Raw genomic sequence first — 15,760 nt, forward strand, 5'->3', positions numbered from 1 at the left:
TATGGCGGCATGGGTCGTCATGGAGGCGGGGCTTTCAGCGGAAAGGATCCCTCGAAGGTTGACCGCTCCGCTGCGTACATGGCCCGGTTTGTCGCCAAGAACCTGGTGGCAAACAAGTACTGCACCCGATGCGAAGTGCAGCTCTCCTATGCCATCGGCGTACCTTATCCCATCTCCATTTATGTCGATACCTTCGGGACGGGAATAATTGACGACGAGAAGCTTGAAGACCTTGTCAGGCGGAAATTCAACCTTTCACCGGCAGGTATCATTCACAGCCTCGATCTTCTGAGGCCCATCTATCAGCAGAATGTAAACTACGGGCACTTCGGTAAAGCCTCCATGCCCTGGGAACAAATCATCAACGTATGACCATATTCGGCTGATACGTCCTCAGCATAGTGAGATTCAGTTCAACCTCCCTTCGTGACATGCAGGGGAGGTTGATTCGTTTTTCATCCTCACGCTTGTACTGCTTGGGAAGACGATACTCCTGCAGATACCAACGTACAACCGGAGGATGCTCCTTGACCATGCAGATGAGGTCCTCGATGGACAACGTTGGCACAAGAGTCGTTCTCACCTCATAGGAAAAGTCCGGATGGTTCTTTTGGTACCCATTGAGGAGAGCCACGCTCTGCTTCACAGCAAGAGCATCGGCGCTTCTGCCTGCTATCTCAGCATACCGTTTACATGGAGCTTTCACATCCACGGCAACATACGAAAGCAAGTTGGAATCGAGCAACTGTGCTACGACCTCAGGTCTGCTGCCGTTGGTATCCAATTTGACTGCAAACCCAAGATTCCTGATACTTTCAATGAAGGAGAGCAGGTCTCCCTGCAACGTGGGTTCACCGCCGCTTACCACCACGGCATCTATGAAACCCTTTCGCTCCAGCAAGAACGATTCTATCTCTTGATGGCTTATTTCATCTGATTTCTCACATAAAAGTGACCTGTTGTGGCAATAGAAGCAGTCATAATTGCATCCTTGGCAGAAGAATACGGTACAAAGCTTTTGTGGGTAATCAAGCAGGGAGCAAGCTTCCAATCCTGCAATATTCATGATACTTCTACCTCAAAAAACATTCGTTGACGGTGTTCCTCCTGCTTGCCCGCATGGAAATCCCCCTTCGGTCTGAGATATCCCACCACCCTTGTCCACACCTCGGTAGCCGATCCGCAAAAGGGACATTGTTCCACTTCCCCATCCAGATACCCGTGGTTCCTGCAGGTGGAAAAAGTGGGGGTGAGAGACAGGTAGGGAAGCTTGTACCGGCTGAACGTCGTTTTGACCAACTGCTTTGCAACTTCCACATCCTTGATCCGTTGGGCCAGATAGAGATGCAGAACGGTCCCACCGGTATACTTGCACTGCAGTGCATCCTGTTTTTCCAGCGTTTCAAACAGGTCGGAAGTATAGCCGACCGGCAGCTGGGAAGAGTTGGTATAGTAGCCGACTTTCTCTCCAGCAGTAATGATATCGGGATACAGGATGGTATCGAGGCGGGCCAACCTGTAACTGGCTCCCTCGGCAGGGGTGGCTTCGAGGTTGTAGAAGTTGCCCGTGTCGTTCTGGAAGCCACTGATGAGCTCTCTCAACTCATCCAGCACCCGCAAGGCAAACTCCTGTCCCTCTTGGGTGACCAAGGAGCCCTGCCGCCCGAAGAGATTCAGGCAGGCCTCCTCCATCCCAACGATGCCGATGGTGCTGAAATGGTTCGCCCAATACTTGCCAAGCCTTTGTTTTACATCGACCAAGGATCCTTGGCTGAACGGATACATGCCCCGCTCGGTCTCGGCTTCGATGACTTTCCGCTTTATTTCAAGACTCTGTTTGGCAAGCTCTGCAAGCTTGGGCAGCTTTTGGAAGAACATCTGCTCAGAGCCTGTCTCATAAGCCAGTCTCGGAAGATTGAGCGTTACCACCCCAATCGAGCCGGTAAGAGGATTCGATCCGAACAATCCGCCGCCGCGTTTTCTGAGTTGGGAAGTATCGAGGCGGAGTCTGCAGCACATGGAAAGGGCATCCTCGGGTGAAAGATCGCTGTTCACATAGTTGGAGAAGTAGGGGATTCCGTATTTTGCGGTCATGGAAAAAATGGCATCCACCACCTTGCTTTCCCAAGGAAAATCCTTGGTTACCTTGTAGGTGGGAATCGGAAAGGTGAACACCCTGGACGAAGCATCTCCCTCTTCCATGACTTCACAGAAGGCAAGATTAAGGATTTCCATCTCCTTCTCAAACATCCCATATGTCTCTGTTTGAGCCACACCTCCTTTGATAACCGGAACATCATGCAGCGAGGATGGGACGACCAAGTCGAATGTCAGATTCGAAAAGGGGCATTGGAATCCGACGCGGGTCGGAACATTGAGATTGAAGATGAACTCCTGGAGAGCCTGCTTCACATCGTGGTAGGAGAGATTGTCGTAGCGAATGAATGGAGCAGCATAGGTGTCGAAAGAGGACCAGGCTTGAGCCCCTGCACACTCCCCCTGAAAGGTGAAGGTAGCATTGACGATTTGTCCAAGAAATGAACGTAGATGCTTTGCAGGTTTGCTGCTGACCTTTCCATCAACGCCCCCGAATCCATTGACCAACAACTGCCTCAGGTCCCAGCCACAGCAATACGGGCCAAAAAATCCGAGGTCATGGAGGTGGAAGGCTCCGCTTTCATGCGCCGCCTTGATTTCTTTTGGATAGATTTCATTGAGCCAGTACTGTTCGGTGAAGCGTTCACGAATGAAGTTGTTCATACCGTTTACCGATCGACGGGTATTGGCATTTTCCTTGGTCTGCCAGGTGGTTTGATTCAAGTAGGAGTCAAAGAGCGCATTGGTTGCCTTGATGAGAGCATTGCCCTCACGAACTCGCTCGCGCTGGCTGCGATACAGGATGTAGGCTTTCGCCGTCTCCTTGGCACCACTGTCCATCAAGGCTTGTTCGACCAGGTCCTGGATTTGTTCCACCGTAATTGGGTTGACGTCCTTCATGTTGGCGAGGACCAACGCTGCCACTTTTATGGCATCGACATCCTGATGAGCAGCAGTTGCTGCCTTGTTGATTGCATTGATGATTTTCTGAACCTCGCAGAGAACCACCTGCCCGTCCCGTTTGACCACCTGCTTTTGCATGGGTTCCTCCTGACGGAGAATGAACAAAGAGACGGTGCTTTGATTGCACACGCCCCTGTCATGCTCCGTGACGGCGTGTCTGTACAGGCAAGGTCTTCTGGCTCAGGTTCATCGACTACGCTGCCTTCCCGGATTGCTCCAGTGGCTGTTAGCGTAGTCTCCCCTTTACAGCGGCGGGACCGCGCGGGCTTTTCACCCACTTCCCTTTTCCTATACACACAAGATATAGTGTTTAGTACCATACGGTACACTACTCACAGTAGGACTGATGTTGTATCTTGTCAAGGCATTTGATAAAAAAAAAGGGGGACAAAAGTCCCCAGTGTTGTCATTGTCTTTGATTGGTGATTCGAATCTGCTTGTACAGCCCCTCGCCTTCACTCTTGGTCTCCACTCCCCCGAAATCATTGAGGGCTGTATGCACCAACCGTCTTTCATACGGGTTCATCGGCTCAAGCAATCTGCTCCGGCCGCTCTTTTTTACCTGTTCTGCGGTCTTGAACGCCATTCTGATCAACTGCTCCTCGTGACGCATGCGATAGTTTTCACTATCGATGATCACTTTCAAATCAGGGTCGATCTGACCGGCGAACACATTGGCCAGCAGCTGGATGGCATCAAGATTCTTACCCTTGCGGCCGATGATGATACTGGAGTTGTCACTCTCAATATTCAGGCCGAGCTTGCGGGCCTTGCGGAAGGAGATGGATACCTTGCCCTGATATCCCATCTTCTCAAGAATGGTTGCAACGAACAGCAAAAGCTTGTCCTCAAGGTCGCTGTTGATCGGAGCATCAAGCTCATCCTCATCCTCATCCTGCGCACCCTGTACTTCGTAACCCTCTTCAGGAACATCGTTCTCATCTTCAAAGTGAATTCTGATCTTTACATTGCTTTTCTTGAACAGTCCCTTGCGGACAGGCTCGACGATTTCCACATCGAAATCTTCCCGTTCAATGTGCAGTTCTTCTATTGCCTTTGCAATAGCTTCCTGCTCGGTACGTCCTTCGAATTCTTTCATCATATAGCTACTCCGTTCGGGGGACCGGGTCCCCCGGATAATATTTCTTGTGGGAACTAGGTCCGTTTCTTTCCCTTGGGACCTGGGAATTGCTGCACAGAGGCGCTCTTCTTCTCTGCTGCCTCCCTGCTCTTCTTCTTGTTGGTATACAACTGTTGGAAGATGGAGAGTGCGTTCATGACCGACCAGTAGAGAATCAAACCGGAGGGTGCATTGTACAGGACAAAGAAGAACATCAACGGCATGCCGTAGGTCATAAACTTCATCATGCCCTGCTGGCTTCCTGAAGTCGAGGCATTCTGGGTGATTTTCATCGAGTAGATCATGCTGACCGTGTAAATGATCGGCAGTAGGTGCAACTGATTGCCCAGGAAGGGAAGATTGAAACCAAAGGTGAATACCGTATCCGGCATGGAAAGGTCAGGAATCCAACCGGGAATGAACATGGCTCCGCGAAGTTCAAAGTGCTTGTTGAGCAGTCCATAGAAGGCAATGAGAATCGGGAACTGGAGCAGCATCGGCAGACAGCCGCCCATCGGATTGATTTTTTCCTTCTTGTACAAAGCAGCCATCTCTTCGTTCTGCTTGGTCGGATTATCCGGATACTTCTCCTTGATCTCCGCCATTTTCGGGGAGAGGGAAGCCATCTTTGCCGTAGACTCCATACCCTTCTTGGAGATGGGATACAACACCAGCTTGAGCAGGAAGGTCAGGATGATGATGCCCACACCATAGTTGGGAATCACCTTGTACAACAGGTTCAGGATGGTCTTCAGAATGGTCTCAAGCCAACCAAGCCAGGAGCTGCTGTCCAATGCCTGTTCCAGCTGGAGGTTGGCTACCCCGAAACTGTTCAGGGAAGCATCATTGTAGATGATCATGTCACCCTTCAGCTGCGGCCCTGCATAGAATCGGAAGGTGTCGGTTTGCGATGCACTTTTGATGGAAGGCCGGGTCAGGAAGATGCTCGATTCAAGCGGCAGGCCTGCATCACTGTCCTCCATGAGGCTGACGGTATAGTTGGTGGCATCGGGAATAGCAATCAGGGAGAAGTACTTGCCGACCAAAGCGACCCAGGAGAGGGGCTTGGTGGTGGTATAGGCACCATTGCTGAGCTTGACCTGGTTCTTCTTGGAAGATCCATCTTCCTTGATGTAGAACCTTCTGTAGTTGTAGTTGTTGTCAAGAGAAGCAAACGACGGGCCGATCTGCGGCTCAAAAGCCAGGGTATAGGCAGCATTCTCGAAGGAGAGGGGGACAGCCTTGTTCACACTGTTCTTGGTAGCAACATCGATCTGGAACAAGTAGTCCTCGTTGCCGAAGGTGTAGGTCTTGGTGATGGTGAACGGATCGCCTGCACTCTTTCCATCTTCAGAAAGGAGGGCGAACTCCTGGGTGAAAATTACTTTGTTCCCGCTGATCTGATACCTGAAATTGGCATCGATGGGGTTGGTCTTGTCTTTTCCTGCATAGAGCAGGAACGCATCGTTGGATTGTGGACTTTTGAAAAGCAGTTCCACCGGCTGCCCGTTGTCAAGGTGTTTCTTCAGCTTGAAGGAGGAGACAGAGGCGCCGTTGGGATTGAACTCAACAATGAAGTACTCGGTTGAGAAGGTGAAGGGTGCACTGGAACCCTGATTTCCCACCGATACCAAAGACCCCGGCAGATTGCTGTTCCAAGCAATGTTGGAGGGAATCTGTGAATACTGGGCGGGTTCCAACGTGGTGGTTGCGGCATTTGGTTGCTGGACTACTTGCTGCTGGGCTGCCTGTTCTACAGGAGCGGGGGCGAAGAATGTGGTTTGAATGGTCATACCGATTGTAATGACCAAAACGGAAAGGACTATGGCTAGAATGGTATTTTTGTCCATATCTGCTCCTGATGATGAGGTGTGGTGAGAAAACGTTCACAGGAAAGATAGGCACATAACGAATTTTTGCAACAACAGGAGTGGGAAAGACTAAAAAATAGTCTTAAGGCTTGAGGAAAACCCCAGCCTTTTCACAGAGTGAGAGGAGTTGTTTTTTTTGGGATGTATGGTCATCAACCTTTCCTGGATATACGATGAATGCAAAATCGTAACCGGGAATCATCCGAGGCTTTTCATTTCGCCAGATTTCCTTGATCTGTCTGCGTATTCTGTTACGCTCAACAGCGCTTCCATAGTGACGGACGGGTATTACTACAATCCGGTCAAGATCCAGCTGGTTTTGGCTAACAATCAGTTTTAAACCACGGCAGGTGTATGTCCTGCCGGTTTTAAAAATTCGGTCAATCTCCGGTTTACGCTTTACAATTTCTTGTTTAGAAAGGCTTCTTCTCATCACATACGGACAGCTTGTGTCTGCCTTTGGCTCTCCTGCGGGCCAATACCAGGCGTCCGCCCTTTGTTGCCATACGAGCCCTGAATCCGAACTTTCTGTTTCTCTTGACTTTGCTGGGCTGGTAGGTTCTTTTTCCTTTGTAACTCATGAGATATTCTCCAATTTTACATCGCTTAACGCGGATATTTTCTAGTGTAGCGGAGGATGATCCTCCGAGTGGTGCAGTATAATGAGCAACTGTCGTTACGTCAAGTAACTAGGCGCTCAGCATCTGTATCGATTTGATCCCCAATGATGGGTATTTCTTGGTAATTAAAGCAAGTATCTTTTTTTGCTGCATGAGTGCAATCTGTGCCCAAGAAGGATGATCAGCACGAAGAACCAACGTTGTCCCTTTGATTTCCACAATTTTTACATGGGGATACAGTCGATTCCCAACGATTTTCTGCCACTCAAAACCAATGGCCGCCTTGGGATTGTCACTTCGGATATCAAGCGACCGCAACACGTAGTCCAAGACTTCTCTTCCTTGCAGAGGTTCCCCTTCCTTGCATAACCTGGGCTTCCTGTCCTTCATGAGCGTAAAAACCTTCCTTGTTGGACAGTATAGAACAAAGAGCCTTCATCGGCCAGCTCCGAAAAATAGTGTTCTTCAGGCAGAAATGTAAAAAAGGCCTGGCAGTACGTCTGCATCAACTGCAAAAACTGCTCACGCTTCTTGAAATCCAACTCCAAAAGCACATCATCTACAAGGATCAACGGCTCTTTTCCGGTTTTTTTCTGGAAAAATGCCATCTGGGCTGTTCTAAAAATCAAGGATGCCAATCGCAGCTGCCCGGTGGAACCTGTTTGGGAAAAAGGCTTGCAATCCTCCATGACAAGAAACCTGTCACGGTGAATGCCGCTGGTTGTGGTAAGCAGGCTCAAGTCACGGCTTCTGGTGCGGGCCAGGTGGTCGACAATTTCCTCTTCGGTTGCACAATCGCTCCACGATGGATGATACTCAATATGCACATCGAGCGAGCTTTCTGAAACATTTTTGTACATCAAGGGAAAAATCTGGTCGAACTCATACACTGCATGCGTTCGTTCCCTTTGGATGGCAAGCCCGTATTTTGCAAGCTGGAGATCATACAGGTCCAACAATTCAAGAATTCCATCCTTGATTGCCTGATTGCGCTGACGAAGGATCAGACGATACCGCCTCAAATCATCGAAAAAAAGCGGGTTGTACATGCTCATCGTCTGATCGAAGAACCTTCTTCTCTGTTCCGGCTCCCCCTTGATGAAAAAAATGTCGTCATGACTGAAGACAATGCAGGGAATATTGTAGATCAATTCCTTGCGGTCCCTCACTTCACGATCATCGAGGGTCAAGATTCGCTTCCCGTCCTTCAACTGCAGCACCAGCGTATGGATTACTTGGTCGTCACCAAGATATCGGCCTTCTATCCTGAAGGCTTTCTGACCGTGCTCAATCAACTCCTTCAGCTGGTTGGTGCGAAAGGATGATCCGTAGCAAAGTGTATAAATTGCTTCAAGCAGGTTGGTTTTTCCCTGCCCGTTCTGCCCAATGAGGAATACCTGCCGATTGTCGACAGGTATCCTTTCGGAGACAATATTTCTGAATTGGTTTGTCCAAAGTTCGATGAAACGCATTAGGAATTGGGCTGCATCGGCATGATGATATGATAGTAATCCCTGTTGCTTTCAGGCTTTACCGTCATAGCTTTGGTCGGCTCGGTGAAGTTGATCGAGAAATACTCACCTTCCATCGCTTTGAGAGGGTTGAGCAGGTAGGTGTAGTTCAAGGACACCTTGCTGTCAGGTCCTTCATACTGGCAGGGAATTATCTCCTTGGCCTCCCCGACTTCACTCTCGTCGCTGGTCAACAGTACTCCTGCCTCGCTGATATCGAGGAAAATCCGTTTTGCCTTGTTTTCAACCAGCAGTGATACACGCTTCAATGCATCCAGCATATCCTGGATGCGCATTGTGCAGCTGTACGTCTGGCTGTCGGGAATGACTCGGCGATAATTGGGATACTGGCCCTTGATCAGGGTGGTGTAGAAGGTTCTATGGGCTATTTTTGCGAAGAGCAGCTGGTCGGTGATGCACAGTTTCAACACTCCTTCGTCTGTCGATAATTTCTTAAGCTCGGTGAAAAACTTGGCTCCGATGATGATCGGAGTAAACATAGGAAGCTCTTCCTCAAAAGTTCGCTCAACGATGGAAAGCCTTCTTCCGTCGGTTGCAACCATGTTCATGCCGCTGGCATTGCGTTCAAGATAGAGACCGCAGAGGAAATAGCGGGTTTCATCCTCGCTGATGGCAAACATGGTTTGATTGGCCATATCGGAAAAGGATTTCTGAGGAACGGTGAAGTACTGTTCTTCAGGAACAGCCTCCAGGGCCGGAAATTCATCTGTGGAGATGGTTCTCAACTTGAAGTCAATGTTTTGGCCCACGGGCTTGATGGTGAACATACCGTTTTCAACGTTGAACTCAACATTGGACTCAGGCAGTGAGCGGAGAATGTTCAAAAGTTTCTCACAAAAAACGGTTGTTTTCCCTTCCTCGAGTGTCTGTACTGCGATATGGGTGCTGAATCCCAGTTTTTGGTCTGTAGCTCTGATAACCAGGATATCGTTATAGGTTTCAAGGTATACGTTGGAAGTTATGGAAAGAGAGTTCCGTTGGCTGGTGAAATCCATGGAATATGTGATCTCTGTGAGGATGGCTTCTTTGCTGCAGACGAATTTCATCTTAATACTCCTAGTTTATTAGAATATGTAGTAATAATAGTAATAATAGCACATATTTTGTGGATAACTTTTTAATTCATTATACAATCTCTTCTTACTTTTTGTCATCCTGTGGATAACTTTTAAACTTGTCCACATTTCATCCACAAGCAAAAAAGCTCCATCCACAGGTTTTCGAGGTTATCCACAGTGTGTCCGGAAGCTATCCACAGGGAATTACTTCTTACTATTTGTTAAGTCACGCTTCAATTTCAGGATGGTATTGGAAAACGATTCATCTCCCTTCATCAGCGACTCGATTCGGTCGTATGCATGCATGACCGTCGTATGGTCCCGCCCTCCGAATTCAGTGCCTATTTCGGTTGTTGAGTACTCGGTTATATCCCTGGCGAGGAACATGGCGATCTGCCTCGGTTGGATCAGGGACTTGTTCTTCTTCTTGCCCTTGATTTCAAAGCTGCTGACGTTGAAATACTCGCCGACGACCTTGATGATGGTGTCGATGGAGAGCGTTTGGTTTGCGTTGGCAGCCAAGGAAGGGAGAATGCCCAACAGCTCTTTTGCCTTCTCGAAGGAAATTTCCTGGGAAAGCAGCTCGCTGTAGGCGATCAACTTTGTAAGGGAGGATTCCAAATCCCTGACATTGGTGCACACATTGGTTGCAATGTAGTTGAGGATTTCCTCGCTCATCGAGCTGCCCCTTTCTTCCAGCTTCTTCTTGAGAATTGCCATCCTTGTCTCATAGTTGGGTGGTTGCAGGTCCACGTTCAAGCCGCGCTCGAACCGGCTGCTCAAGCGGTCGGTAATATTCTTCAGTTCGCTGATGGGGCGGTCACAGGTGAATACCATCTGTTTCTTCGACTCATAGAGGTTGTTGAAGGTATGAAACAACTCTTCCTGGGTGCTGTCCTTGCCCTGCAAGAAGTGAATATCGTCGATCAGCAGCACATCGACCTTGCGGAACTTGTTCTTGAAGTGCTGGGTTCTTTGCGATCCGATGGATTCGATGAATTCATTGGTGAACATTTCGGCGGTGACATACATGACCTTCAGTTCAGGTGTATTGTTGATGATGTAATTCCCGATGGAATTGAGCAGGTGTGTCTTGCCAAGTCCCACCCCTCCGTAGATGAGGCAGGGGTTGTAACTGACACCAGGATTCTTGGCAATGGCAAGACTGGCATTGTAGGCGAAAGCGGAGTTGTCTCCAATAACAAAGGTGCTGAAATCATAGGAAGGGTTGAGATTGCTCTCCTCCTTCATGCGCAGCGTTTTTTCATTCGAGATTTTTGATTTCGCCTGAATCTGTACCGGCTCTGGATCCTCCTCTTTTTCCTTTGGGTTCCTTTGTGGTTTTATTATCTGTTCAATTTCTGTACGCGAGACAACAGTAAACTCAACATTGATGTCTTCACCAGTCAATTCACAGAGTGTATTGATGATTAAATCCCTGTACCGGGCTATCACTGTATCCAGAATAAACTGACTGGCACCCGCCAGAATTACTTTTTTATCCTCTGATTTCAGGTACGCGATACGGTTGAACCAGGTGTTGTATTCCTGCTCAGGCAGCGTATCCTTGATTCTGGAGGCAGTCTCCTGCCAGAATTCAAAATAGGTGGTATGCATGTCGCTCATGCGGCCATTTTACCCTGTAGATACAAGTGGTGCAAGTATTGTTCATATATCATCGAGTGTAAAATGTAAATCTTTATAATATAAAAATTAATAAATAATTTTGTTTTCCTGTCCAAGCTTGCAACTCCTTTCGATTTTTGTTATAATCAATCAAAATCAGCAACAGCATTTTTTTATTATTGCATAAGGATATAACGAATGAGTGAAGGGAGCTTTGCCAACGGAACGTTCGAGCCGTCCTTGCACCGCGATGGTGTGATGATGGAGAGCGCTTCTCATAGCTATTCTGCCGGGAGCATCCAGGTTCTCAAGGGTCTTGAGGCCGTTCGGAAGCGACCCGGTATGTACATAGGTTCGACAGGCATCGAAGGATTGCACCACCTTGTTTACGAAGTGGTCGACAACAGTATCGATGAAGCAATGGCGGGGTACTGTTCAGACATTCAGGTGTTCCTTGATCTGGATGCCGACGGCAGGGAAGTCTGTACCGTAGAGGACAATGGTCGCGGCATTCCCGTCGATCTCCATCCGACTGAAAAGAAGAGCTCGCTCGAAATAGCCCTCACCCAACTCCATGCCGGCGGCAAGTTCGACAAGAACTCCTACAAGGTGTCAGGTGGCCTGCATGGTGTCGGTGTATCGTGCGTCAATGCCCTCTCCATATGGATGGAGGTAACTGTCTATCGTGACGGAGGGGTGTACCGGCAACAGTACAGCTGCGGCATCCCGCAGACGGAGGTTGTCCGCATCGGGAACTCAGACCGGTCGGGGACCGTGGTCAGCTTTACTCCTGATTACAGCATCATGGAGCAGAATGCGTTCAATTATGAAGTGTTGGTGAGCCGGTTCCGGGAGCTCTCCTTCCTGAATAAGGGAATTTCCATCACCGTCACCGACCGCAGGGGTGATGAGATCCGCAGCCAGAGCTTTCAGTCCGAGGGCGGTATCAGCCAGTTTGTCAGCTATCTGAACGAGTTCAAGCGGGTGCTGGTCGATCCTCCTATTTCCATCGAAGGCGAGAAGGATTCCATCAAGGTTGAAATCGCCCTTCAGTACAACGACAAGTACGACGAGAAAGTGCTCAGCTATGTCAACAACATCAACACCCGTGAAGGCGGCACCCACCTGACTGGATTTAGAACCGGCTTGAGCAGGGTGATCAACGCACAGTTGCAGAAGAACACCAAACTGCTGAAGAAATATGAAGAGAAACTCGAGCAGAGTGATATCTCCGAGGGTTTGACTGCCGTTGTATCGGTAAAAGTGCCTGAGCCTCAGTTTGAGGGTCAGACAAAGATGAAACTGGGAAACTCAGCGGTTACCGGTGTGGTTTTCTCGCTTGTATATGAGAAGCTGGGCAACTATTTTGATGAGTTCCCCGCCCAGGCTGAAGTGATTCTGGAAAAGATCATCAATGCAGCGCTGGGACGCATCGCAGCCCGCAAGGCACGTGAGCAAATCCGCAAGAAGAGCGAAGGCGGCGGCCTTCCGGGCAAGCTTGCAGACTGCTCTGAGAAGGACCCGGCCAAGTGTGAAGTGTTCATCGTCGAGGGTGACTCGGCAGGCGGATCGGCAAAACAAGGCCGGGACCGAAGGTTCCAGGCAATTCTGCCGCTGTGGGGAAAGATGCTCAATGTCGAAAAGGCACAGGAGTACAAGGTTCTTGGCAACGACAAGCTGCAGCCCGTGATTTCCACCATCGGTGCCGGCTTGACCCGCTACAACAATATGGGAAAGGACGATGATTTCGATAGTGATGTGACCTTCGATGTAAGCAAGGTCCGCTATCACAAAGTCATCATCATGGCTGATGCCGACGTCGACGGCTCTCACATCAGGACGCTGTTGCTCACCTTCTTCTTCAGGTATATGAGGCCCCTGATCGAAGCCGGCTATGTCTACTTTGCCATGCCCCCCTTGTACAAGATCACCATCGGCAAGAAAGTGCAGTACGCCTACGATGAAGAGGCACGGGTGAAGATTCTTCAGGAAAACAATATCAGCGATCCTTCAAAGGTCGCCATTCAGCGGTACAAAGGTCTCGGTGAAATGAACCCCGAACAGCTTTGGGAGACGACAATGAATCCTGAGACCCGCTTGATCAGCCAGATCACCCTTCATGATGCCGAAGAGGCCGATCGGGTATTTTCCATGCTGATGGGTGAGGAAGTGGAGCCCCGAAGGGCTTTCATCGACGCGAATGCCGTCTATGTATCGAATCTGGATGTCTAGGAAAGGATAGAATCGTGGAAGAAATAAACGAAAGCAGGACGATTAGGGTCGACGTGTCCAAGGAGATGCGTACCTCGTATCTCAACTATGCCATGTCCGTCATTGTAAGCCGGGCTCTGCCTGATGTCCGTGACGGCCTGAAACCGGTCCACCGAAGAATCCTCTTTGATATGTTCGAAATGGGACTCAGGGCCAACTCATCCTACAAGAAGTGCGCTCGTATCGTCGGTGACGTTCTGGGCAAGTATCACCCGCATGGTGATGCCTCTGTCTATGATGCCCTGGTCCGTTTGGCCCAGGACTTCTCGCTGCGCTACCCTGTAGTGAATCCCCAAGGAAACTTCGGTTCCATCGACGGGGATCCGGCGGCGGCCATGCGATACACCGAAGCGAAAATGAGCCGTATCGGTGAGGAGATGCTGCAGGACATCCAGAAGGAGACGGTCGATTTCGGCCCGAACTATGACGATTCCTTGCAGGAGCCTACCGTGCTTCCCGCCTCCTTCCCTTTCCTGCTCGCCAACGGGTCCAGCGGTATCGCCGTCGGTATGGCGACCAACATGGCTCCCCACAACCTGCAGGAAATCTGTGATGCCGTCAGTGCAGTGATCGATAATCCCGATATCACCATCGACGAGCTCATGGAGCATATCAAGGGCCCCGACTTTCCTTCCGGAGGAGTCATTTGCGGTATGCAGGGTATCAGGGATGCCTTTACCACTGGTCGAGGCAGGATTGTCGTCCGCTCCGTCTACGAGATTGAGACCAGCGAGCGCGACCACGACCAGATTGTCTTTACCGAGATTCCTTATCAGGTGAACAAGGCTGATTTGGTCAAGAAAATCGATGACCTTCGCAAGGATGGTGCAATCCCCATGATTGCAGTAGTCCGTGATGAATCCGACCGAACGGGAATCCGTATTGTAGTCGAGCTGAAGGTTGGGGCGGAGCCCATGGTGGTATTGAACCAGCTCTTCGCCCGCACGGCCTTGCAGTCGAACTTCAACGTCAACAACCTTGCCTTGGTGCAGGGCCGCCCGCAGATGCTGACGCTCAAGGACATGTTGGTCTACTACATCCGCCACCGTGAGGAAGTGGTGACCAGAAGGACGCGATACGACCTGAGAAAGGCCCAGGAACGGGCTCATATCCTCAGGGGTTTGAAGATTGGTTTGGACAACATCGACGAGGTCATCCAGATCATCAAGGATTCGGCGGATAATACCATTGCCGCCGAGCGTCTGATTGCCCGTTTCAGTCTCGACCAAATCCAGGCCCAGGCGATCATCGACATGAAGCTCGGTCGTCTCAGCCATCTTGAAAGTTCCAAAATTCTGGAAGAGTTGGCCGACCTTGAGCAGAAGATTGCCTATTATCAGGATTTGCTTGCCGACGAGGTCAAGATTCTCAAGCTGGTGCAGAGTGAAGTACAAGCCCTTCCGGCAACCTTGGCTCCCAAGGATCGAAGACTCACCCAGATCGTTCGTGAGGAGCTCGGTCAGGCCACCCTGGAGGATTTCATCAAGGATGAGCAGGTTGTTGTCCTGATCAGCAACAAGGGCTTTGTCAAGCGCATTCCCACTGAAGAGTATGAGGCTCACGGTAGGGCCGGCAAGGGAACAAAAACCGCAAAACTTCAGGATGGGGATTTTATCGATCACATGTTTGTCGCCTCCACCCACGAGTATGTGATGTTTGTCACCAACGCAGGCAAGGCTTACTACACCAAGGTATTTGAAATCCCTGAGGCCAGCAAGACTGCAAAGGGGACCAGCATCAAGAATATCCTGCAGCTGGAGACTACCGAGAAGATTACTTCGATCATCAGCTTCAAGGAGTTCAGTGATGACCATTACCTGATGATGGCAACCCGTAATGGTGTGGTGAAGAAGGTGTCCTTGACCAACTTCATCAATGCCAAGGTCAGGGGCATCAGGGCTCTCTTCCTCGATGAGGGTGATGAGCTTCTCAGCTGCGAGCTGATTCAGGAAGGAGATGAGGTCATGCTCGTCACCAAGCTCGGACGGGGCTTGCGCTTCCGCCAGGAGGATGTACGGGCCATGGGTCGTGCCTCACGCGGCGTACGGGGTATCAGGCTGCTCGGTGATGACCAGGTAGCGGGACTTCTGAAAGTAGACAATGATAAGCGCATTCTCATGATCACCGAAAATGGACAAGGCAAGCAGGTGACCTTCGATAGTTTCACTGTCCATGGCAGAGGAACGCAGGGTCAGAAGATTTATCGTCTTGGCGGCAAGGCCAACTTCATTGTCGGTGTCTTGAGCGTGGATGATGAGGATGATGTAGTCTGCGTGACCCTCATGGGACAAACACTGAGGGTGCATGTGAACGCAATCTCCATCCAGGGCAGGAATGCTGCAGGTGTCAAGGTTGTGAAGATGAAGTTCAATGGTGATTCCATTGTTGCCATTGCCTCCACCGAGCGGGATGAGGAAGCGGAAGTTGAGATTCCTGAGCAGCCGAATCCTGAAGCACAAGAGGTTGTTGAGGACGAGGACGTTCCTGTAGAGGATGATGAGCCTGCAACTGAGCCTTCAGACAACGAATAAAACATTTGTTAAGTAGTTTATCGGGTCGTTCCAATACACAGGAACGGCCTTTTTTATTTGGCTACTGTTGT

At 49.9% G+C, this 15,760-nt stretch carries 13 protein-coding genes and 1 riboswitch; of the genes, 3 read left to right on the forward strand and 10 right to left on the reverse strand.

The features are described 5' to 3' along the window. Positions 1–372: methionine adenosyltransferase (locus tag B3F49_RS01135; RefSeq protein WP_293908611.1), on the forward strand; the 372-nt coding region annotated here is incomplete at its 5' end. On the opposite strand, the gene B3F49_RS01140 is transcribed toward B3F49_RS01135, so the two are convergent. The 10 genes from B3F49_RS01140 to dnaA form a co-directional block, all read right to left on the reverse strand. Next, a complete protein-coding gene (locus tag B3F49_RS01140) occupies positions 362–1,066 on the reverse strand; it encodes an anaerobic ribonucleoside-triphosphate reductase activating protein (protein WP_293908612.1) in 705 nt (234 codons plus the stop codon). The two genes, B3F49_RS01135 and B3F49_RS01140, sit on opposite strands and share 11 nt — an antisense overlap. Further along, positions 1,063–3,138: a ribonucleoside triphosphate reductase gene (locus tag B3F49_RS01145; RefSeq protein WP_293908613.1), complete on the reverse strand. Its 2,076-nt coding sequence runs from the start codon at positions 3,136–3,138 to the stop codon at positions 1,063–1,065. The genes B3F49_RS01140 and B3F49_RS01145 overlap by 4 nt, the downstream gene beginning before the upstream one ends. A 69-nt stretch (positions 3,139–3,207) precedes the next feature. Next, a riboswitch (cobalamin riboswitch) is annotated at positions 3,208–3,396 on the reverse strand. 70 nt (positions 3,397–3,466) lie between these two features. Then, positions 3,467–4,162, reverse strand: coding sequence for an RNA-binding cell elongation regulator Jag/EloR (gene jag, locus B3F49_RS01150; RefSeq protein WP_293908614.1), 696 nt, complete (start codon positions 4,160–4,162; stop codon positions 3,467–3,469). A 53-nt stretch (positions 4,163–4,215) separates the two neighbouring features. Next, complete coding sequence (gene yidC, locus B3F49_RS01155) at positions 4,216–6,030, reverse strand: membrane protein insertase YidC (RefSeq protein ID WP_293908615.1); 1,815 nt, start codon at positions 6,028–6,030, stop codon at positions 4,216–4,218. A gap of 103 nt (positions 6,031–6,133) precedes the next feature. Then, positions 6,134–6,484: a ribonuclease P protein component gene (gene rnpA, locus B3F49_RS01160; RefSeq protein WP_293908616.1), complete on the reverse strand. Its 351-nt coding sequence runs from the start codon at positions 6,482–6,484 to the stop codon at positions 6,134–6,136. Next, complete coding sequence (rpmH, locus tag B3F49_RS01165) at positions 6,465–6,632, reverse strand: 50S ribosomal protein L34 (protein ID WP_244772531.1); 168 nt, start codon at positions 6,630–6,632, stop codon at positions 6,465–6,467. The genes rnpA and rpmH overlap by 20 nt, the downstream gene beginning before the upstream one ends. A gap of 108 nt (positions 6,633–6,740) precedes the next feature. Beyond that, positions 6,741–6,992, reverse strand: coding sequence for a DUF721 domain-containing protein (locus tag B3F49_RS01170; RefSeq protein ID WP_293890400.1), 252 nt, complete (start codon positions 6,990–6,992; stop codon positions 6,741–6,743). 65 nt (positions 6,993–7,057) lie between these two features. Further along, complete coding sequence (gene recF / locus B3F49_RS01175; protein WP_293890387.1) at positions 7,058–8,143, reverse strand: DNA replication/repair protein RecF; 1,086 nt, start codon at positions 8,141–8,143, stop codon at positions 7,058–7,060. Continuing rightward, a complete protein-coding gene (dnaN, locus tag B3F49_RS01180; protein ID WP_293908617.1) occupies positions 8,143–9,249 on the reverse strand; it encodes a DNA polymerase III subunit beta in 1,107 nt (368 codons plus the stop codon). Before dnaN ends, recF begins: the two co-directional genes overlap by 1 nt. A gap of 216 nt (positions 9,250–9,465) precedes the next feature. Next, positions 9,466–10,887: a chromosomal replication initiator protein DnaA gene (gene dnaA, locus B3F49_RS01185; protein ID WP_293890393.1), complete on the reverse strand. Its 1,422-nt coding sequence runs from the start codon at positions 10,885–10,887 to the stop codon at positions 9,466–9,468. Between the two features lie 198 nt (positions 10,888–11,085). Here dnaA and gyrB point away from each other — a divergent pair, with 198 nt between their 5' ends. Both gyrB and gyrA read left to right on the forward strand, forming a co-directional pair. Continuing rightward, positions 11,086–13,119, forward strand: a complete 2,034-nt coding sequence (gyrB, locus tag B3F49_RS01190; RefSeq protein WP_293890395.1) for a DNA topoisomerase (ATP-hydrolyzing) subunit B — start codon at positions 11,086–11,088, stop codon at positions 13,117–13,119. 65 nt (positions 13,120–13,184) lie between these two features. Continuing rightward, a complete protein-coding gene (gene gyrA / locus B3F49_RS01195) occupies positions 13,185–15,689 on the forward strand; it encodes a DNA topoisomerase (ATP-hydrolyzing) subunit A (protein WP_414712481.1) in 2,505 nt (834 codons plus the stop codon). Positions 15,690–15,760: the final 71 nt, after the last annotated feature.

This window comes from Sphaerochaeta sp. UBA5836 (assembly GCF_002432845.1).
Lineage (GTDB): Bacteria > Spirochaetota > Spirochaetia > Sphaerochaetales > Sphaerochaetaceae > Sphaerochaeta.